18 protein-coding genes are annotated in these 19,937 nt (G+C 73.3%); 12 read left to right on the plus strand and 6 right to left on the minus strand.

Annotated elements, in window-relative coordinates; genetic code table 11:
- Positions 1-7 precede the first annotated feature (7 nt).
- The 5 genes from ACFTZC_RS09320 to ACFTZC_RS09340 all read left to right on the plus strand — a co-directional run bounded on the left by ACFTZC_RS09320 (position 8) and on the right by ACFTZC_RS09340 (position 6,549).
- A complete protein-coding gene (locus tag ACFTZC_RS09320; protein ID WP_382888169.1) occupies positions 8-964 on the plus strand; it encodes an ABC transporter permease in 957 nt (318 codons plus the stop codon).
- Positions 964-1,884: an ABC transporter permease gene (locus tag ACFTZC_RS09325; RefSeq protein WP_382888170.1), complete on the plus strand. Its 921-nt coding sequence runs from the start codon at positions 964-966 to the stop codon at positions 1,882-1,884. The genes ACFTZC_RS09320 and ACFTZC_RS09325 overlap by 1 nt, the downstream gene beginning before the upstream one ends.
- On the plus strand, positions 1,884-3,698 hold the full coding sequence (locus ACFTZC_RS09330) for a dipeptide ABC transporter ATP-binding protein (RefSeq protein ID WP_382888171.1): 1,815 nt from the start codon (positions 1,884-1,886) through the stop codon (positions 3,696-3,698). Before ACFTZC_RS09325 ends, ACFTZC_RS09330 begins: the two co-directional genes overlap by 1 nt.
- 200 nt (positions 3,699-3,898) lie before the next feature.
- A complete protein-coding gene (locus ACFTZC_RS09335) occupies positions 3,899-5,920 on the plus strand; it encodes a CocE/NonD family hydrolase (RefSeq protein WP_382888172.1) in 2,022 nt (673 codons plus the stop codon).
- Positions 5,917-6,549: a TetR/AcrR family transcriptional regulator gene (locus tag ACFTZC_RS09340; protein WP_382888173.1), complete on the plus strand. Its 633-nt coding sequence runs from the start codon at positions 5,917-5,919 to the stop codon at positions 6,547-6,549. The genes ACFTZC_RS09335 and ACFTZC_RS09340 overlap by 4 nt, the downstream gene beginning before the upstream one ends.
- Before the next feature lie 9 nt (positions 6,550-6,558).
- Here ACFTZC_RS09340 and ACFTZC_RS09345 read toward each other — a convergent pair whose 3' ends face one another.
- The gene (locus tag ACFTZC_RS09345; RefSeq protein WP_382888174.1) at positions 6,559-7,596 is read right to left on the minus strand and encodes a bile acid:sodium symporter family protein; all 1,038 of its coding nucleotides are present in this window, start codon (positions 7,594-7,596) and stop codon (positions 6,559-6,561) included.
- 142 nt (positions 7,597-7,738) lie between these two features.
- Between ACFTZC_RS09345 and ACFTZC_RS09350 the strand changes: the two genes are divergently transcribed.
- Positions 7,739-8,593 (plus strand): hypothetical protein, encoded by an 855-nt coding sequence (locus ACFTZC_RS09350; protein WP_382888175.1) that lies wholly within the window; start codon positions 7,739-7,741, stop codon positions 8,591-8,593.
- Here the strand turns inward: ACFTZC_RS09350 and ACFTZC_RS09355 are convergent.
- The 5 genes from ACFTZC_RS09355 to ACFTZC_RS09375 form a co-directional block, all read right to left on the minus strand.
- The gene (locus ACFTZC_RS09355) at positions 8,568-10,043 is read right to left on the minus strand and encodes an ATP-binding protein (protein WP_382888176.1); all 1,476 of its coding nucleotides are present in this window, start codon (positions 10,041-10,043) and stop codon (positions 8,568-8,570) included. The genes ACFTZC_RS09350 and ACFTZC_RS09355 overlap by 26 nt on opposite strands.
- Positions 10,040-10,750, minus strand: a complete 711-nt coding sequence (locus ACFTZC_RS09360; protein ID WP_382888364.1) for a response regulator transcription factor — start codon at positions 10,748-10,750, stop codon at positions 10,040-10,042. Before ACFTZC_RS09360 ends, ACFTZC_RS09355 begins: the two co-directional genes overlap by 4 nt.
- A gap of 116 nt (positions 10,751-10,866) precedes the next feature.
- On the minus strand, positions 10,867-11,730 hold the full coding sequence (locus ACFTZC_RS09365; protein WP_382888177.1) for a hypothetical protein: 864 nt from the start codon (positions 11,728-11,730) through the stop codon (positions 10,867-10,869).
- A 195-nt stretch (positions 11,731-11,925) separates the two neighbouring features.
- Positions 11,926-12,933: a 1-aminocyclopropane-1-carboxylate deaminase gene (locus tag ACFTZC_RS09370; RefSeq protein WP_382888178.1), complete on the minus strand. Its 1,008-nt coding sequence runs from the start codon at positions 12,931-12,933 to the stop codon at positions 11,926-11,928.
- Between the two features lie 99 nt (positions 12,934-13,032).
- On the minus strand, positions 13,033-13,722 hold the full coding sequence (locus ACFTZC_RS09375) for a GntR family transcriptional regulator (RefSeq protein WP_382888179.1): 690 nt from the start codon (positions 13,720-13,722) through the stop codon (positions 13,033-13,035).
- A 225-nt stretch (positions 13,723-13,947) separates the two neighbouring features.
- Here ACFTZC_RS09375 and ACFTZC_RS09380 point away from each other — a divergent pair, with 225 nt between their 5' ends.
- The 6 genes from ACFTZC_RS09380 (at position 13,948) to ACFTZC_RS09405 (ending at position 19,902) form a co-directional block, all read left to right on the plus strand.
- Positions 13,948-14,388 (plus strand): SPW repeat protein, encoded by a 441-nt coding sequence (locus tag ACFTZC_RS09380; RefSeq protein ID WP_382888180.1) that lies wholly within the window; start codon positions 13,948-13,950, stop codon positions 14,386-14,388.
- A gap of 127 nt (positions 14,389-14,515) precedes the next feature.
- Entirely contained in the window at positions 14,516-15,139 is a 624-nt protein-coding gene (locus ACFTZC_RS09385) for a peptide deformylase (protein WP_382888181.1), read from the plus strand.
- A gap of 346 nt (positions 15,140-15,485) precedes the next feature.
- The gene (locus ACFTZC_RS09390; protein WP_382888182.1) at positions 15,486-16,442 is read left to right on the plus strand and encodes a TauD/TfdA dioxygenase family protein; all 957 of its coding nucleotides are present in this window, start codon (positions 15,486-15,488) and stop codon (positions 16,440-16,442) included.
- A 159-nt stretch (positions 16,443-16,601) separates the two neighbouring features.
- Positions 16,602-17,339: a FadR/GntR family transcriptional regulator gene (locus tag ACFTZC_RS09395; protein WP_382888183.1), complete on the plus strand. Its 738-nt coding sequence runs from the start codon at positions 16,602-16,604 to the stop codon at positions 17,337-17,339.
- Positions 17,336-18,844: an amino acid permease gene (locus ACFTZC_RS09400; RefSeq protein ID WP_382888184.1), complete on the plus strand. Its 1,509-nt coding sequence runs from the start codon at positions 17,336-17,338 to the stop codon at positions 18,842-18,844. Before ACFTZC_RS09395 ends, ACFTZC_RS09400 begins: the two co-directional genes overlap by 4 nt.
- A 2-nt stretch (positions 18,845-18,846) precedes the next feature.
- The gene (locus ACFTZC_RS09405) at positions 18,847-19,902 is read left to right on the plus strand and encodes an asparaginase (protein WP_382888185.1); all 1,056 of its coding nucleotides are present in this window, start codon (positions 18,847-18,849) and stop codon (positions 19,900-19,902) included.
- Positions 19,903-19,937 lie beyond the last annotated feature (35 nt).

Consider the following 19,937-nt stretch of genomic DNA (forward strand, 5'->3'; position numbering starts at 1 on the left):
GACCACCGTGTTCACCTTCCTGGTCCGCCGCGTCGTCACCGCGCTCGGCACCCTCCTGCTCTCCTCCGTCCTCGTCTTCCTCGCCGTCCAGGCGCTGCCCGGTGACGTCGCCACCCAGGTCCTCGGCAAGGACGCCACACCCTCCGCCGTCGCCGCGCTCCGCGACAAGCTCCATCTCGACCAGCCCGCCTGGGAGCGCTACGTCCAGTGGGTCAAGGGCGCCGTCCAGGGGGACTTCGGCAGCGCGCTCGTCTCCGGCAAGGCCGTGGGCGGCGAGGTCGCGCAGCACCTCGGCAACTCCCTGCTGATCGCCGGCGTCACCGTCCTGTTCGCCGTCACCGGCTCCCTCGTCCTCGGCGTCGTCGCCGGGTACTACCGCGACCGCTGGCCCGACCACCTCATCTCCACGGTCAGCCTGGTCGGGATGAGCGTCCCCGAGTTCGTCGTGGCGACCGTCCTCGTCCTCGCCTTCTCGGTCGCGCTCCCGCTCTTCCCCGCCGTCGTGCTCTACGGGCCCGCCGCCACCGCCGGACAACTGCTGCCCGCCGTCTGGCTGCCCGCCTCCTCGCTCGCCGTCGTGATGGCCGCGTACATCGTGCGCATGGCCCGTACCTCCGTGATCGACGTGATGGCGAGCGAGTACGTCACCACCGCCCGGCTCAAGGGCCTCTCCTCCTGGCACGTGGTGACCCGGCACGCGCTGCCCGGCGCCCTGCTCCCCACGCTCCACGTGATCGCGCTCAACGTGGCCTGGCTCATCGGCGGTGTCGCCGTCGTCGAGAACGTCTTCAACTACCCGGGCATCGGCAAGCTGATGCTCTCCTCCGTGCAGAACCGCGACCTGCCGGTCATCCAGGCGATCGCCCTCATCAGCGCGGTCGTGTACGTCCTGTGCAACCTCGCCGCCGACCTCGGCGCGATGGCCCTGAACCCCAAGCTCCGTATCCGCGGCGGGAGGACTTGATGAGTGAGGACCTGAAGAGTTCCGTGAGTGTCCCGGAACCTTCCGCGGCGCCGGCCGCGCCGCCCGTACGCCCCGGTCCCGCCGTCCGTGCCTGGCGGACCGTACGTTCCTCCCGTACGGCCACCGTCGGCCTCGCGGTGGTCGCCGTCCATGTGGTCGTCGCTCTGCTCGCCCCGCTCCTCACCTCGTACGCGCCCACCGTGGGCGACTCCGCGCGCGCCCTGCTGGGACCGGGCGCGGACCACTGGGCCGGGACCGACCAGTACGGGCGTGATGTCCTCACCCGGGTGCTGTACGGCGGGCGGTACGCGCTCGGTGTCTCCGCCGCCGCGACCCTGCTGACCGTCGCCCTGGGCACCGTCCTCGGCTGCGCCACCGCACTGCGCGGCGGCCGGCTGGACGACGCGCTGATGCGGGTGCTGGACGCGGTGCTCTCCGTGCCCTCGATCCTCGCCCTGCTCGTCATCGTCACCGCGCTCGGCTCCGGCCCGGCCGTCATCGTGCTGGCCATCGCCGTCGTCTACGTACCCCAGGTGGTACGGGTGGTGCGCGGCGCGGCCCTCGCCGTCGTCCCCGCGGACTACGTCACGGCGGCGCGCGCCCGCGGCGAGTCGACCTGGTCGATCCTGCGCCGCGAGGTGCTGCCCAACATCACCGACGTGGTGTGCGTCGAGTTCGCGATGCGCGCCTCCTGGGTGGTGCTGCTGATCAGTTCCCTGTCCTTCCTCGGCTTCGGCGCCAACCCGCCCACCCCCGACTGGGGACTGATGGTCGCGGAGAACCGCACCGCCATCACCGTCGTACCGATGGCCAGCCTCGCGCCGATCATCGCCCTGGCCACCCTGGTGGTCGGACTCAACCTCGCCGCCGACGGCCTGTCCAAGGCGTGGGGCGTCGACCGGATACGGGAGGGATCCTGATGACCACGCACGCCACCGGCGACGCTGCCGCCGCCCGTACGACCGCCCAGGACGCCGCGCTGGTCTCGGTGGCCGGCCTCCATGTCGCCTACCGCTCCGGTGGCGTGGACGTACCCGTCGTCCACGACGTCTCCCTCGACGTGCTGCCCGGCCGGACCCTCGCCCTGGTCGGCGAGTCGGGCAGCGGCAAGTCCACTGTCGCCGCCACGCTCCTGGGCCACCTGCGGCACGGATCCCGGATCACCGCCGGCACCGTACGCGTCGACGGACAGGACGTCTTCGCCCTCCCGGCCCGGGAGCTGCGGCGGCTGCGCGGCGGTACGGTCGCGATGGTCGCCCAGAACGCGGGACACGCGCTCACCCCGTCCATGCGCGTCGGCCGGCAGATCGCCGAGGCGCTGCGCGGCGAGGACGCCGCGCGCCACTCCGTGACGGACCTCCTCGAACAGGTCCGGCTGCCCCGCCCCGCCGACCTGGCCCGGCGCTATCCGCACGAGCTCTCCGGCGGCCAGCAGCAGCGCGTCGCCATCGCCATGGCCATCGCCGCCCGGCCCCGGGTCCTGGTCCTCGACGAGCCGACGACGGGGCTGGACGTCGTCACCCAGCGCGGCGTCCTCGACCTGATCGGGGCGCTGCGCGACGAACTCGGCCTCGCCGCGGTCCTGGTCAGCCATGACCTCGGGGTGGTCGCCCACATGGCCGACCACGTCGCCGTGCTGCGCGCGGGCCGCGTCGTGGAGAGCGCGCCCACGCACCGGCTCTTCGGCGCGCCCGCCGAGCCGTACACGCGCCGGCTGCTCGCCAGTGTGCCGCGCCTCGCGGACGAGGGGCTCGCGCTGGTCGGCGAGGACGGCACCCGCGAGATCCGCCCCCGGCCGGTGCTGCCCGCCGACGCCCCCGAGGCCGTCGCCGTGCGCGATGTGACCATCGACTACGGGGCCACCCGCGCCGTCCACGGTGTCTCGTTCCAGGTCCGGCGCGGCGAGATCCTCGCGCTCGTCGGGGAGTCCGGCAGCGGCAAGTCCACGCTCGCCTGGTCGCTGGCCGGGCTGCGCGCCCCGTCCGGCGGCACGATGACGGCGACGGACAGCCAGGGCGCCGGCGGTCCGAGCGACGGCGGTCCGGGCGGCGGGGACCTCACCGCGCCGTCCCGCAAGCGCCCCCGCGCCCTGCGCCGCAAGGTCCAGCTCGTCTTCCAGAACGCCGACACCTCCCTCAACCCCCGCCGCTCCGTGGGCGACGCGGTACGCCGCCCGCTGCGCGTCTTCGGTACGGCGGCCACCCGCGCGGACGCGGCGGTACGGGCCCGCCGCCTCATCGCGGACGTACGCCTCCCCCCGGAGTTCGCCGACCGGCTGCCGGCCCAGCTCTCCGGCGGCCAGCGGCAGCGGATCGGCATCGCGCGGGCCCTGGCGGGCGAGCCCGACGTGCTCATCGCCGACGAGATCACCACCGCGCTCGACGTCTCCGTCCAGGCCGAGGTCCTGCGACTGCTGGACGACCTGCGCCGGGAGCGCCGGCTGGCCTGCCTCTTCATCAGCCACGACCTGGCGGTGGTCCGCGGGATCGCCGACCGCGTCCTGGTGCTGCGGCACGGCGTGGTGGTCGAGGAGGGCCCCACGGACGCGGTCTTCCTCGCCCCGGCCCACCCGTACACCCGCCGCCTCATGGCTGCCGCGCTGGAGCCCGACCCCGGGACGGGACGGGCGGCGGTGCCGGAGGAGGAATGGCAGGACGCGGCATCCGGCGACGACATCTGGACCGAGATCACGAGCCGCCACCGCATCCGCCGCTGGCTCCCGGCAACCACCTGACCCACCAGGCCCGCTCTGACCGTGACCATCAATTGAGCAACCCCTACGAAGAGCAACCCAGTCCGCGAAAGCGGCGCCGGTTTAGGCGCAAAAATCGCGATCACGAGCCGCCACCGCATCCGCCGCTGGCTCCCGGCAACCTGACCCACCAGGCCTGACCTGCGAAAGCGGCGCCGGCTTAGGCGCAAAGGAGGGAAGTTGTGAAGTACCGCGAGACGTACGACCGTCGGATCCACACCGAGGACGTCTGGATCCCCACCCGGGACGGCACCCGGCTGCACGCGCGGATCTGGCGGCCCGTCGACGCGGCGGCCGACCCGGTCCCCGCCCTGCTGGAGTATCTGCCGTACCGCAAGAGCGACTGGACCGCGCCCCGGGACGCCCAGCGCCACCCCTGGTACGCCGGGCACGGTTACGCGTCCGTACGCGTCGATCTGCGCGGCAGCGGGGACTCCGAGGGCGTCATGTTCGACGAGTACACCGAGACCGAGCTCGCCGACGGGGTCGATGTCGTCAACTGGCTGGCCGCGCAGGAGTGGTGCACGGGCAAGGTCGGCATGTTCGGGATCTCCTGGGGCGGTTTCAACGCCCTTCAGATCGCCGCCCTGCGCCCCGAGCCGCTCAAGGCGATCGTCACCGTCTGCTCCACCGACGACCGGTACGACAACGACGTCCACTACATGGGCGGCGCGGTCCTCGGGATCGACATGCTCGCCTGGGCCGGCACGATGCTCGCGTTCACCGCCCGGCCGCCGGACCCCGCGCACGTCGGCGCGGACCGCTGGCTGCCGATGTGGCGCGAACGGCTCGACGCGATCACCCCGTACCTGCACACCTGGCTCGCCCACCAGGAGCGGGACGACTACTGGCGGCACGGCAGCGTCTGCGAGGACTACTCGGCCGTCGACGCCGCCGTCCTCGCCGTCGGCGGCTGGGCCGACCCGTACCGGGACACGGTGCTGCGGCTGGTCGAGCGGCTGGACGCGCCGGTACGCGGGCTGATCGGCCCCTGGTCGCACCAGTACCCCGACCGGGGGCTGCCGCCGGGGCCGGCGATCGGCTTCCTCCAGGAGACGCTGCGCTGGTGGGACCAGCACCTCAAGGGGACCGACACCGGCGTCATGGCCGAGCCGGCCCTGCGTGCCTGGATCAACGACCCGGTGCCGCCCGCCACTTCGTACGTGACGATGCCGGGCCGGTGGGTCGGCGCCGACTCCTGGCCGTCGCCCGCCGTCACCTGGGACGAACGGTCGCTCGGCGACGCGGGGGCGGCCCCCGTGACCGTACGCTCGCCGCACCACACCGGGCTCGACGCGGGCCGGTTCTTCCCCTTCGGCAACGCCACCGACCTCCCGCCCGACCAGCGGGCGGAGGACGGCCGCTCCGTCTGCTTCGACTCCCCGCCGCTGACCGGACGGACCGAGGTCCTCGGCCGGCCCCGGGTCCGGCTGCGGCTCGACAGCGCCACCCCGCGCGCCCATGTCGTCGCCCGCGTCTGCGACGTCGCGCCCGACGGCTCGTCCACCCTCGTCACCCGGGGCGTGCTCAACCTGCTCTCGCGCCACGGCAGGGAGCGGGCGGACCCGTGGGTGCCCGGCACCTTCGAGGACGTCGAGTTCGAACTGAACGCCACGGGCTACGCCTTCCCGCCGGGGCACCGCGTCCGCGTCGCCGTCTCCGACGCGTACTGGCCGTGGGTCTGGCCGCACGGCGAGCGCGGGGCGCTGACCGTGCTCCCCGGTGACAGCGCCGTACTGCTGCCCGTACGGGATCCGGCGTACGACACGGGGCGCGCCCCGATCCGCTTCGAGGAGCCGGAGCAGGCCGTGCCGCTCGCGGTGACCGTGGACGCCCCGGACCCGGCCGCCCCGCCGCGCCCCGAGCGGGTGGTACGGCACGACGTGGCCACCGGCGAGTGGACCCTGGAGGTCGACCCGAACTACGGCGGCTCCCGGACCTATCCGGACGGCCTGCGGTACGAGGAGAGCGCCCGCGAGGTCTACCGTATCCGCGGGGACGATCCGCTGTCGGCGGTGGCGTCCTCCTCCTGGACGATCCGGCTGCGGCGCCCGGACGGCTGGGACGCGCACCTCACGACCAGTACGGAACTGCGCGCCACGGCGACGGAGTTCATCATGGACAGCACCCTCCTGGCACGGGCGGACGGAGAGACAGTGGCCGAGCGGTCTTGGCACAGCACCATCCCCAGGACATCCGGATGACGGCGAGGACGCCCCGGCGGGCCGTCGCCGCCGCCAGCCGGACCCGCCAGCCCACCGAGGTGCGCCGCCGGCTCATCGCGGAGGCGGCGGTGCCGCTCATCGCGGAGCGCGGCTCGGCGGCCGTCGGCGTACGGGACGTCGCGGCGGCGGCCGGGGTGTCGGTCGGCACGGTGACGTACCACTTCGAGAGCGTCCAGGAAGTGCTCTCCGAGGCGATGGTGCTGCACATCGAGCGCTACTACGCCGCGCTCAGCGCCTCCGCCGACCGGGCCACCCGGGCCGCGGAGGGGCTGCGGCTGCTGATCGACGCGCTGTTCACCGACGACACCGACCGGCACTGGCGGATGTGGTTCGACTACTGGAACGCGGGCGACCGGGACCAGGCGTTCGCGCGCGGTCAGGCGGCGCGGTACGAGAGCTGGCACGGCGAGATCCGCGCGCTCGTCGAACGGGGCCGGGAAGAGGGCGACTTCACCTGCGAGGACCCGGCCGACTTCGCCGTGCGCTTCGCCGCCCTGGCGGACGGCCTCGCGCTCCAGCGGCTGCGCCAGTCCCCGCCGCTCACCACCCGGGACGCGCGCCGCCATCTGTGCCGGCTGATCGAGGTGGAGCTGGAGGGACGGAACTGACGGCGGGCGTCACACGGCCGGTTCCGCCGCCCCGGCCGGCGCCTCGGACTTCCGCGCCCGGCGGGCCATCCACGCGGCCACCAGCGCGCCCGACACGTTGTGCCACACCGAGAACACGGCGGCGGGCAGCGCGGCCAGCGGGCTGAAGTGCGCGGTCGCGAGCGAGGCGGCCAGCCCGGAGTTCTGCATGCCGACCTCGAAGGCCATGGCCCGGCTCGCGGGGCGGCCCAGCCCGGCCGCCTTGCCCGCGCCGTAACCGAGCGCCAGCCCGAGCCCGTTGTGCAGCACGACGGCGACGAACACCAGCAGGGCCGCGGACTTGATCGCGGCGGCGCTGCCCGCCACCACCACCGCGACGATCACGGCGATCGTCACCGCCGACAGCCAGGGCAGCGCCCCCAGCACCCGGTCGACGTACCGCCCCGCCAGCAGCCGGACCGCCAGCCCGGCGAGCACCGGCAGCAGCACGGTCTTCAGGATGTCCGTGACCATCGAGCCCGCGTCGACCGGCAGGAACTCGCCCGCCAGCAGCAGCGTCAGCGGCGGGGTCACCAGCGGCGCCAGGACGGTCGAGACGGTGGCGACCGAGACCGACAGCGCCACATCGCCCCGGGCGAGATACGTCACCACGTTGGAGGCGGTGCCGCTCGGCGCGCAGCCGACCAGGATCACCCCGGCTGCCAACTGGGGCGGCAGATCGAGGGCGTTGGCGATCAGCCAGCCGAGCCCCGGCATGATCACGTAGTGCGCGACGAGGCCGAGCCCGACCGCCCACGGCCGCTTCGCCACCCCTTCGAAGTCCTTCGGCGTCATGGTCAGCCCCATGGCGAACATGACGACGCCCAGCAGGTACGGCACCGATACCGACCATCCCGCGAACGTCCCCGGGGTCAGCAGACCCAGGGCGCCCGCGGCGAGCACGAGGACGGGGAAGACGGTGACCGCGCGCCGCGCCGCGCGCCCGGAGGCGTCGGTGGCGGGCTCTGCGGCGCCTTCGGAGTCGGCGGGGTCGGTGGGGTCGGCGGGGGAGTCTTGTTCGGATCGCACGGCGCGATGCAACGCCTCGGCGCCGCTCAGCGCAACAGTGTCTCACGATATGGACGGAATGACCACGGATCGGGACGGCTCCGGCGGTACGGGCCGCCGGCGGTCAGGAAGTCTTCAGGTACGGCCTGCCAGCCTCCGGTGCATGACGACCAACAAGCACGCCGCGGCGGCCCGGCCGCGCGGACGCGAGATGCTGAACAAGGTTCCCGAGGTCACGGTCTACTTCTGGGTCATCAAAGTCCTGTGCACCACCGTGGGGGAGACCGCGGCCGACCTGCTTGACGCCAACCTGGGCCTGGGGCTGGCCAACACCTCGTACGTGATGGGGGCGCTCCTGCTCGTCGCACTCGTCTTCCAGTTCCGGGCGCGCGCCTACGTACCGGGCCGCTACTGGCTGGCCGTCGTCCTGATCAGCGTGGTCGGGACGCTGGTCAGCGACAACCTCACCGACCGTCTCGGCGTGCCGCTGACCACGACCACCTGGGTGTTCGCGCTCGCTCTGGCCGTGACCTTCGCCCTCTGGTACGCGAGTGAGCGCACGCTGTCGATCCACACCGTGCGGACCCGCCGCAGGGAGTGCTTCTACTGGCTCGCGATCCTGTTCACCTTCGCGCTGGGCACCTCGGCCGGAGACCTCACGGCCGAGCGCCTGGGTCTCGGCTACTGGGTCTCGGCCGTCGTCTTCGCGGCGCTGATCGCCGCCGTGGCGCTCGCGTACCGGGCTCTCGACCTCGACGCCGTCCTGGCGTTCTGGACCGCGTACGTCCTCACCCGCCCGCTGGGTGCCTCGCTCGGCGACTACCTGTCCCAGCCGGCCGGGGACGGCGGACTCGGGCTCGGCACCGTGGGCACCAGCCTGCTCTTCCTCGCCGTGATCGTCGCCCTCGTCGTCCATCTGGCCCGTACGAAGCGGGACGTGGCGGCGGAGGGCGGGGCGCCCGCGCCGGTCCCCGGCCACCCGGGGAACCGGGTCATCCTGCCGGAAGACGTACGGTGAACCGCGCCCCGTCGCCGCCGCCCGCGCGCTCCAGGGCGATGTCGCCACCGGCCGCCCTGGCCAGCCGGCGCGCCAGCGCCAGCCCCAGCCCCGCCCCGTCGTGCCCGTCGCCGGGGGTGGCCCGGCGGCCGGGCTCGAAGAGCGAGGGGACGAACTCCGCCGGGACGCCCGGGCCGTCGTCCACGACGCTCACCTCGACGGCCCCCGGCACCGCCGCGTACTCGATCACGACGGAGCGCACGGCGTAACGCCGGGCGTTGTCCAGGAGCGGCATCAGGATGCGCTCCGCGACCGCCGCCGAGACACCGGCCGTGATCACGGCCCCGGCAGGAGTCCCGGCGGCGGCGCGGGCCAGCACCGGCGGCGCCTGCGGATGGTCGGCCGTCACCCGCGCGGCCAGCGCCCCGGTCAGCTCCGGCAGCCGGCAGCGGCCGGGCACCGGCGCCTCGCGGGTCCGTGCCTCCGAGAGGAGGCTGTCGCAGATCTGCCGCATGGTGGCCGCCGCGCCCGCGATCGCCTCGTGGGCGGCCCGCCGCTCCGCGGCCCCGCGCGGGCGCGCCGTCAGCCAGTCGGCCTCCGCGGTGATCCGGGCCAGCGGGGTGCGCAGTTCGTGGGAGAGCTCCGCCGCCTGCTGCTGTTCATGGCGCAGGACCGCGGCGAGCCGGTCGAGCAGTTCGTCGAGACTGGCGGCGAGGGCGGTCAGTTCGGCCGGCCGGCCCGCGGTGCCGAAGCGCCGGGCGGCGCCCTCCTCGCTCCACTGCGCGGCCTGCGCGCTCATCGCACCGACCGGCCGCAGGGCCCGCCGTACGACGAGCCGGGTCAGCGGATAGACGGCGCACAGCAGCAGCGCGCCCAGCACGACCGAGGCCACCAGGGCCGTGTCGGCGGTGGAGCGGTACGGGTCGAGCCCGACCGAGGCGACCACCGTGCCCGCCCGGCTCCCGTCGGGCCCCCGGACCGGCAGCGCGTAGAGCCGGGTGGCGGAGGGCTCGGAGACCTCGGCGAACGCCCCTGCCCGGCCCGCCAGCGCGTCCGCGCTCCGCCGCAGCGCGGGCGGGGCGCCGGGCGGGGACTCGACCGCGCGCCGGCTCTGGTAGATCCACACCCCGGTGTCCAGCGCCTGGTCCTGGGCCGGCTCGTGGACCACGAGCCGGCCGTCCGGCCGTACCTCGACGGTGGTGGCGACGGCCTCCGCCTTCGTCCGCAGGACGTCGTCGGCCTGCGCGCGCAGCCTGCTGTCCAGCGCCAGGTTGAACGCGGTGGTCAGGACGGCGACCCAGAGCGCGCTGGTGACCAGCGCGACCAGCGCCAGCCGGCCACGCAGCGTGCGTGCCGACAGCCGCCGCGCGAGCCGCCGCCCCAGCCGCGCGAGCCACCCGAGCCGCCCCAGCCGGCTCGGTCGGCCTGGTCCGCCCGGCGGCTCCGGCCGCTCCCGGGGCTCGCGCGTCACACCGGTCCCGTCCGCTCGGCCGCCTCGGCGGCAGGTCCGCCCGCGCCGTGGTCGAAGCGGTAGCCGACGCCCCGTACGGTGCTGATCCCGTGCGCGGCGCCCGCCGCCCGCAGCTTGCGGCGCAGCCGGGTCAGATACTGGTCCAGCGTGTTGTCGCTCACCTGCGCTCCCTCCGGCCAGCCCGCCCGCAGCAGTGCCCGGCGGCGTACGGCGGTCCCCGGCGCGGCCATCAGACAGGCCAGCAGCCGGAACTCGGTCGGGGTCAGCGGCACGGCCGTGTCCCGCGCCGTCAGCTCGTGCCGTACGGGATCGAGCCGCAGCCCCCGCAGGTCGATCGCCGGGTCGCGCCCCGCGCGCCGGAGGGCGGCCCGGACGCGCGCCGCGAGTTCCGCGAGGTGGAAGGGTTTGGCGAGATAGTCGTCACCGCCGGAGGAGAAGCCGGAGAGCCGGTCGGTGAGGGTGTCGTGCGCGGTCAGGAAGACCACCGGGGCGGTGATCCCCGCGGCCCGCATGGCCTGGCAGACGTCGCGGCCGTCGGAGTCCGGCAGCCCGATGTCCAGGACCACCGCGTCCACCCGGGCGTCGGCGGCCCGCAGCGCCCCGGCGCCGTCGGCGGCGGTCACGACGTCGAAGTCCTCGTCGCGCAGGCCCCGGGCGAGGACGTCCCGCAGGCCGTGGTCGTCCTCGACGATCAGGACGCGGTGCATGGTCACGCCGCCCAGTATGTCGCGTACGGGTACCGGACCGCCGGGCCGCGGATCCTTCGTTCCCGCGACCTGCCGACCTGCCGACCTGCCGGGCGGCCACCCGGCCGGGGCCGGGCTCAGGTGTACTGGTTCGAGGGCTCCCAGGTCTGGGTCACGGGAGCGGTGTGGTGCCAGTGGCTGACGATGCCGTTCCAGTCGGTCTGCGTCGCGGTGGTGTTGTCCCACGGGGAGGTGTGGGGCGGAATCTGCTGCCAGTTGATGTCGTCGTTGCTCCGCGGGAACGGCACCGCGTGGCCCGGGGCCCCGCCGGGGGAGTGGCCGCCCAGCTCCGTCTGGGGGACGGCGTCGAGCCGCCGGTGCCGGCCGGCCCGGTCCTCGTGGACCGACGGCTGGTTGAGGCGGCCCTCCGCGGAGAGCCGCTGGACCCGGGCGACCAGATGGGCCAGTTCCAGGCCGAACTCCGTGGCCAGCGCGGTCAGATCGAGCCCGGTGTGCCAGCCGCCCACCAGAACCGCGTCCAGCGCCGCCGACCAGGCGGTGTCCGCGACCGGTACGGGCTGACCCGGGGCGTGCGCCGCGAGCGGTGTCTGGACCGGCGGCGGCTGCTCGGTGCCCGGGAAGTCCACCGCGTGCGGTCCCGAGCCGAACCCGGTGGCCGAGGGCCCGGCCGGGGACTCGACCGGTGCCGCCACCGGCGTCCGGAGGTCGTCGGGGTCGACGGCGAGGAGGTGCTTGGCGACCGTACGGGCGTCGTCCTTGCCGACGGTGCGCCGGGCGAGCCGCACCTCGCGCTCGTTGAGTCCGAGAAGGTTGGCGACGGCGCCGTCGCTGCCGACGGTCACGGCGAAGGCGGCGAGCATCCGGGTCCGGCCCGCCTGCGCCTCGTCGAGAATCCCCTGGGCTTCCCGGACCTGGTCGTCACTGCCGCAGAATGCGGCCGCCAGCACGGAGTGACGCTCCCACAACTCTCTGGGTTCCATGCCGTGATCAACGGTCATTGAGATCTTATGGGTCGATTTGCCGTTATAGATCACTACATCGAGTGCTATTTCCTTCAACTGCTTATCCGGAGCCGGTCCGGAGCCGAAAAGGCGGCCCCGGACCACCTCCTTCCGGACCCCCGGACCACCCGGCGCTGTCCCGGTGCCGCCCCGGTCCGTGCAGGTCCGTGCAGGTCAGGCGAAGGCGCCGCTGTACGCGTTCAGGGCGGGCTGGCCGCCGAGGTGGGCGTAGAGCACGGTCGAGTCCCTGCCGATCTCGCCGGTACGGACCAGATCCATGAGCCCGGCCATCGACTTTCCCTCGTACACCGGATCGATGATCATCCCCTCCAGACGGCCCGTGAGCCGGATGGCCTCCAGCGTCGACTCGACGGGAACACCGTAACGGTCGCCCGCCCAGCCTTCGAGGAGGCTGATCTCGTTGTCGCGCAGGTCGCGTCCGAGGCCGATCAGCTCCGCCGTGTGGCGGGCGATCCGCTCCACCTGGTCCCGGGTCTCCTCGACCCTGGCGGACGCGTCGATGCCGATGACCCGCCGGGGCCGGGCCTGCCCGGCGAACCCGGCGATCATCCCGGCCTGCGTGGAGCCCGTGACACTGCAGACGACGATCGTGTCGAAGAAGACGCCGTGCTCGGCCTCCTGGCGCTCCACCTCGTACGCCCAGTTGGCGAACCCGAGGCCGCCGAGCCGGTGCTCCGAGGCGCCCGCCGGGATCGCGTACGGCGTGCCGCCCTCGGCGCGCACCTCGTCCAGCGCCTGCTGCCAGGAGTCCTTGATCCCGATGCCGAAGCCCGCCGGGTCGAGGCGGACGTCCGCGCCCATGATCCGGGAGAGCAGGATGTTGCCCACCTTGTCGTTCACGGGGTCGGGCCAGTCGACCCACTTCTCCTGCACGAGCCGGGCCTTCAGGCCGAGCCGGGCGGCGACGGCGGCCACCTGGCGGGTGTGGTTCGACTGGTACCCGCCGATCGAGACCAGGGTGTCGGCGCCCTGCTCCAGGATGTCGGGGACGATGTACTCCAGCTTGCGGGTCTTGTTGCCGCCGTACGCGAGCCCGGAGTTGCAGTCCTCGCGCTTGGCCCAGACGGCCGCGCCGCCCAGATGGCCGCTCAGCCGCTCCAGCCGGTGGATCGGGCTCGGGCCGAAGAGCAGCGGATAGCGTGCGAAGTCCTCGATCGCCACGGGGGGTTCCTCTCACTCGGTCGGTGGTGGTGCGGGGCGCGTGGGGGCGGGTGCGGGGAGCGCGAGGCTTCGTACGGGGGCGGGCGGCGCGGCGCACGCTCAGCGGGCGCGGACCAGACCGTGACCGCCGGAGACCTCCGGCGCGGGGCCCGTGCCGGCGAGGGTCATCCAGGTCATGTGCGCGAACGCCGCCGCGGTGGCCGCGTCACCGGCCGCGCAGGCGTCGATCATCCGGTCGTGCAGCGCGACCGAGCCGAGGCCGGCCGCGGAGGAGAAACGGACCCGCTCGACGCGGCGCAGCAGCGGGGCGTACTGGTCGAGCACCTCGGTGACGACGGTGTTGGACGCGGCCGTCACACAGATCTGGTGCAGGGCGTCGTCGGCCGCCAGCGCGGCCGTCACGTCGCCGCGCTCCAGTGCCGCCGCGAACGCCGCGTTCCCGGCCCGCATCGCCTCGATGTCCGCCGGGGTGAGCGCCGGGGTGGCGAGCCGTACGGCCAGCTCGTGCAGGGCCGCCACCACCGGCTGGGCGTCCCGCACCGCCCGGTCGTCGAGCGCGCTCACCCGGGTCGACCGGCCTGGCTTGCTGACCACCAGACCGCTGCGCTCCAGCCGCATCAGGGCCTCGCGGATCGGTGTACGGCTCACCCCGATCCAGCGCTCCAGCTCGCTCTCCCGGAGCTGCTCCCCGGGCCGCAGCGTGCCGTCGACGATGGCGTCCCGCAGGGCGGTGAAGGCGCGGTCCCGCAGCAGGACCCGGCCGGCGAGCGAGGTATCGGGAATCGGCATGCAATATATTGCATGCGCCGACGGGGAGCGCTGTCAAGAGCGGCCCGTGCGCCGCCGTACCCCTGGGGAAAGCGGGACAGATGCCCTCACTTGTCGTATCGGTAAATAAAATTTCCGTATGCGGTGACTGCTACACAAAAGTCGGGAAAGCGCGCAAACTGGGGGTGTTGCGGCTCGATGCCGTACATAGCGGTCAGACTTGCGCGAACGAAGGAGGCGAGTCGTATGGCCGACGTCTCACATTCGAGGGGCGACCTGTCCAGTCACCCCGATGTTCCCGAGATGCGCGCGAGGTACGCCCGCATGCTCGGCGGGCGCGGTGCGGCGCTCCTGGACGGGCCGGTGTTCCTCGTCGGCCTGTTCTGTGCCCTGTCGCCCTGGATCATCCACTTCACCCTGAACCAGCCGGCCCTCGCGGCACACAACCTGATCATGGGGATCGCGATCGTCGTCATGGCGCTCGGCCTCACCCTCGCCCCGGTGCGGATGGCCGGGCTGAGCTGGGCCCTGTGCGCCATGGGTGTCTGGCTGATCATCGCTCCATGGATCGTCGGCAGCGCTCCTGACGCGGGCGTCATCTGGACCAACGTCGTCATCGGCGCACTCACGTTCCTGTTCGGACTGGCCTGTGCCGGTACGGCGATGAGAGCCGCCCGGAAGGTGTGAGCGACACGGTCCGTGCACCGGGCGCGGCCGGCCCGTCCCCCGAGCGGGCCGGCCGCGCTCCGTACGGAACCGGTTCCCGCTGATCCTGGTGATCCCGGCGATCCCGGGGCAGTGGGACCATGGCGCGATGACGCTCATCGACCATGTGGACGCCCTGCTCGAAACTCCCGGAACGCCGCCCGTCGTCGCCGCCGGTGATCCGGTCCTGCGGCGCCCGGCCGCCCCGTACGAAGGGCAGTTGGGGGAGGAGCGGCTGGCGCGCCTGGTCCGGCTCCTGCGCGAGACGATGCACGCCGCCCCCGGCGTGGGGCTGGCGGCGCCCCAGATCGGGATCCCGCTGCGGATCGCGGTCATCGAGGACGCCGCACAGGCGCCCGAGGAGGTCCTCGCGGCCCGGGGCCGCGTCCCGCAGCCCTTCCGGGTGCTGGTCAACCCGTCGTACGAACCCGTCGGCGAGGACCGCCCCGCCTTCTTCGAGGGGTGCCTCAGCGTCCCCGGCTGGGCGGCCGTGGTGGCCAGGCACCGCACGGTCCGACTCCGTGGCCAGGACGAACGGGGACGCGAGATGGACGAGGAGTTCTCGGGATGGCCGGCCCGGATCGTCCAGCACGAGACGGACCATCTCGACGGAACGCTCTACATCGACCTGGCCGAGACCCGCTCGCTCTCCGCCACCCACCACCTCACCGAGCGCTGGTCCCAGCCCACCCCCGCCCTCGCCGCCCGAGAACTGGGCTTTCCTCTCGATTGAGTCTGCCGAGTCGATTGAGTCACCCGGGTCGCCCGAGGAGGGGACGGACCGGCTGTTCCTGAGGTACGGTGCGTGCCATGGGCATGCATTCTCCTCTCCGTGCGGTGGAGTCGCGCTTCGGCGACCCCCACGGCGTGTGCGCGCCCCGCGGTGTCAGTTTTCTGCGCCGCCGAGGCCGGGTGGGTTCTCCCCCGGCGCTCTGCTGTCCCTGCCGCTGATCCGCGCCGAGGGCCCGGTAGCTCCGTAGCCGGCCGCTGACCCCGCCCCGGCCCCGGTCCGGTATCGCCAGGCACCACCCTCGCGTTGCCCGTCGCACCCACTCCGCCGTGCCGAACTGAGGAGCCCTGTGACCACCACAGCCGTACCCGCCTCCGCCTCCACGCCCGCCGCCGTACCGCCCCTGCTGCGCGACCACCGCATCCCCGCCGACGGCCTCTACGAAGGCCACCGGGAACTGCGCCGCCTCCCGGAGGGGTGGCAGGAGCGGCCGTACGAACTCTTCGGCCTCGTGCCGCAGGCGCGCACCATCGGCGCCGAGATCCGGGGCCTCGACCTGTCCCGTCCCCTGGAGCCCGCCGTACGCGCCGAACTCGACCGCGCCCTGCTGGAGTGGAAGGTGCTCTTCTTCCGCGGTCAGCACCTCACCTCCGGGGAGCAGCGCGAATTCGCCCTGAACTGGGGAGAGTTGGAGACCAACCCGCTGCTCGCCACGGCCGGCGCGCCGGACGTCGTCCGCTTCGACCGCACCGCGGTCCCCACCTTCGAGAACGTCTGGCACACCGACGTCACCTTCCGGGAGCGGCCCGCGCTCGGCGCCGTACTGCAACTGCGCGAGGTGCCGCCGTCCGGCGGCGACACGATGTGGGCCGACATGGCCGCCGCGTACGACAACCTCCCCCGGGAGGTGAAGGACCGTATCGACGGCGCCCGCGCCGTCCACGACTACATCCCGGGCTTCTCCCGCTTCTACTCGGCCGAGCGGCTGGCCGCCTTCCAGGACGAGTTCCCGCCGGTCGAGCACCCGGTGGTGCGCCGCCACCCCGACACGGGACGGCGGATGCTCTTCGTCAACGCGTCCTTCACCACCCGGATCGTGGGGCTGGAGCGGGCGGAGAGCGACCGGCTGCTGCGGCTGCTGTTCCAGCAGGCCCATGTCCCCGAGTTCCAGGTGCGGTTCCGCTGGGAGGCGGGCGACATCGCTTTCTGGGACAACCGGGCCACCCAGCACTACGCCGTCAGCGACTACGCCCCGCACCGCCGTGTCGCCGAACGCGTCGCCATCGCGGGCGACCGGCCCTTCTGACCAGCCCTCCCGGCCGGCTCTTCCGGCCAGCCCGTCCGACCGGCCCGTTCCGCCGGACGGGCGCCGGACGGTCCCGGAGGCTCCGCCGAGCCTCCGGGACCCGGAAGATCCCTGTTCAGACTCTTGACAGTTCCGGTTCACGCACATCACGATGCCCGGGTGAACCTGTCAGACAGCCAGACAGCCGGGGCCGTGCCCAGAAGGATCAGCGCGATGGAAGCCGTGCTGAACCATCTCCGGAGCGCCATCGAGCGGAGCGAGTACGCGGTGGGGGAGAAGCTGCCCTCCGAGGCGGAGCTCTGCCGCCGTCTCGAAGTGAGCCGGCCCGTGCTCCGCGAGGCCCTGCGGGCACTCCAGGTCATGGGACTGACCGTCTCACGCACCGGAAAAGGCACCTTCGTCGTCTCCAACGGCCCGGTGGAGGATCCCACCTTCGGCGACTACTCGGCGAGCGACCTCCTGGAGGTGCGCCGCCATGTGGAGATCCCGGTCGCCGGGTACGCGGCGACCCGCCGCACCGCCGAGGACCTCGACCACCTCACCCATCTGCTGGAGCGGATGGAACACGAGACCGACACCACCGCGTGGGTGGCGATGGACACCCTCTTCCACCTCTCGGTCGCCCAGGCGGCCCAGAACCCGGTCTTCCGCCGGGTCATAGAGGAGATCCGCGACGCGCTGGCCCGCCAGTCGGCGTTCCTCAACGAACTCGGCGGGCGGCGTGAGCAGTCCAACCTGGAGCACCGGGCGATCGTCGAAGCCCTCGTCGAGCAGTCCGAGGACGACGCCGTCGACGCCATGACCCACCACCTCGCACGGGTCGAGTCGACCCTGACCACCATCGTGCGGTCCCCCCACCGCGCGGCACCCCCCGAAGAAGGCGAAGACCAGGCGTGAGCGAGCAATCCCTTCAGACCGAGCAGCAGGCGTGTCCGCCGGAGAAACCGCCGGTTTCCGCGGGCGTCCATGTCGACGCCGGTGACGCCGGATACAGCAAGACCCTGAAGTCCCGGCACATCAACATGATCGCCATCGGCGGGGCCATCGGCACCGGGCTCTTCCTCGGCGCCGGCGGCCGGCTCGCCAGCGCGGGCCCCTCCCTCGCCGTCGCCTACGCGGTCTGCGGTCTCTTCGCCTTCCTCGTGGTACGCGCCCTCGGTGAGCTGGTCCTGCACCGGCCGTCCTCCGGGGCGTTCGTCAGCTACGCCCGCGAGTTCATGGGCGAGAAGGGTGCCTTCGTCGCCGGCTGGATGTACTTCCTGAACTGGGCGACCACCGGGATCGCCGACATCACGGCGGTGGCGACGTACACCCACTACTGGGGCATGTTCTCCGACATACCGCAGTGGGTGCTCGCCCTGATCGCCCTCGCGGTCGTGCTGACCGTGAACCTCATATCCGTGAAGATCTTCGGCGAACTGGAGTTCTGGTTCGCGATCATCAAGGTCGGCGCGCTCGTCCTGTTCATGCTCATCGGCATCTTCCTGCTGGCCACCCAGCACCCGGTCGACGGCCACACCCCCGGGCCGTCCCTGATCACCGGCAACGGCGGCCTCTTCCCGGCCGGGATGCTTCCGATGCTGCTGGTCATCCAGGGCGTCGTCTTCGCGTACGCCTCGGTCGAGCTGGTCGGTGTCACGGCCGGTGAGACCAAGGAGCCGGAGAAGATCATGCCCAAGGCGATCAACTCCATCATGTGGCGCGTGGCCCTCTTCTACGTCGGCTCGGTCGTGCTGCTGACGATGCTGCTGCCCTGGGACAAGTACTCCGCCGGTGAGAGCCCCTTCGTCACCGTGCTCTCCAACATCGGCATCCCCGCGGCGGGCGACGTGATGAACCTCGTCGTCCTCACCGCCGCGATGTCCAGCCTCAACTCCGGCCTCTACTCCACCGGACGCATCCTGCGCTCCATGGCGAAGTCGGGATCCGCGCCGAGGTTCACCGGGGTGATGAGCCGCAGCCAGGTGCCGTACGGCGGCATCCTGCTCACCTCCGGCATCTGTGTGCTCGGCGTGGGCCTCAACTACGTCGTGCCCAGCAAGGCGTTCGAGATCGTCCTGAACTTCGCGGCGCTCGGCATCCTCGCCACCTGGTCCATGATCATGATCTGCCACCTGCTCTTCTGGCGGAAGACGCAGGCGGGGCTGCTCTCCCGCCCCTCCTACCAGCTCCCCGGCTCGCCGTACACCGAGATCATCACCCTGGTCTTCCTCGGATCCGTCCTGGTCCTGATGTACGCGGACGGCGGCGCGGGCCGCACGACGGTGCTGGCCCTGCCGCTGATCGCCGCGGCGCTGGTCGGCGGCTGGTACCTGGTACGGGGCCGGGTCGGGGTCCTCAGGGACGCGGCGGCCCTCGAACGCGCCGGCACCACCGGCCGCGACCAGAACACCGAGAGCTGACCATGAGCCACCCCACCACGCCGCGCCGCACCCCGGGCGAGCCTCCCGCCGTCCGCGCGCCGGGCCATGTGCCCCTCGCCCATGTCGTACGGGGAGGCGTCATCGAGGGGGTCCACCACGGCTCGGTCGTCGTCCTCGCGGCCGACGGCAGCGTGGAGTTCCTGGCCGGGGACATCGAGGCCGCGTTCTATCCGCGCTCCGCGCTCAAACCCCTCCAGGCGGTCGCCCTGCTCCGCGCCGGGCTCCCCGTGCCCGACGACGAGGCGCTGGCCCTCACCGCGGCGAGCCACTCCGGCGCGGAGATCCACCTCGCCGTGGCCCGGCGCATCCTCGACTCCGCCGGGCTCACCGAGGACGATCTGGCCAACACCCCCGATCTGCCGTACGGCCCCGCGGAGCGCGAGGCGTGGCTGCGCCGCGGCCTCGGGCCCAGCCGGCTCGCCCAGAACTGCTCGGGCAAGCACGCCTCCATGCTCAGGACCGCCCTGACCCGGCAGTGGCCCCTGACCGGCTATCTCGACCCCGGCCACCCGCTCCAGAAGGCGATCGCCCAGGCCGTGGAGGAGCTGACGGGACAGCGCATCGCCCGCGTCACCGTCGACGGCTGCGGCGCCCCGCTGTTCTCCGTCTCCCTGCACGGACTCACCCGCGCCTTCGCCCGGCTGGTGACCGCGGCCCCCGACACCGACGAGGGCCGTGTCGCGGCCGCCATGCGGGCCCACCCGGAGCTGGTCGCCGGCGCCGGCCGGGACGTGGCCGGTCTGATGCGGGCCGTGCCCGGGCTGCTCGCCAAGGACGGCTTCGAGGGCGTCCAGGTCGCGGCGCTCCCGGACGGTCGGGCCGTCGGCGTGAAGATCGCCGACGGCGCGGACCGCGCCAGGATGCCGGTGACCGCCGCGGCCCTCGCCCGGTGCGGCGTCGACCCCGGCATCCTCGCCCCGTTCGCCCGTACCCCCGTCCTCGGCGGCGGCCAGGAGGTGGGGAGCCTGCGGGCGGCGGGCGCGCTGGCTCCCGTATCGACTCCGGAGCCCGCCTCCTCGGCGGCCCGGTCCGCGTAGCCCGCCGCACCCGGGCCGTGCGGTCCGCTCACCCG

It is taken from the genome of Streptomyces sp. NPDC056987 (assembly GCF_042673865.1).
In the GTDB taxonomy this organism is placed as follows: Bacteria; Actinomycetota; Actinomycetes; order Streptomycetales; family Streptomycetaceae; genus Streptomyces.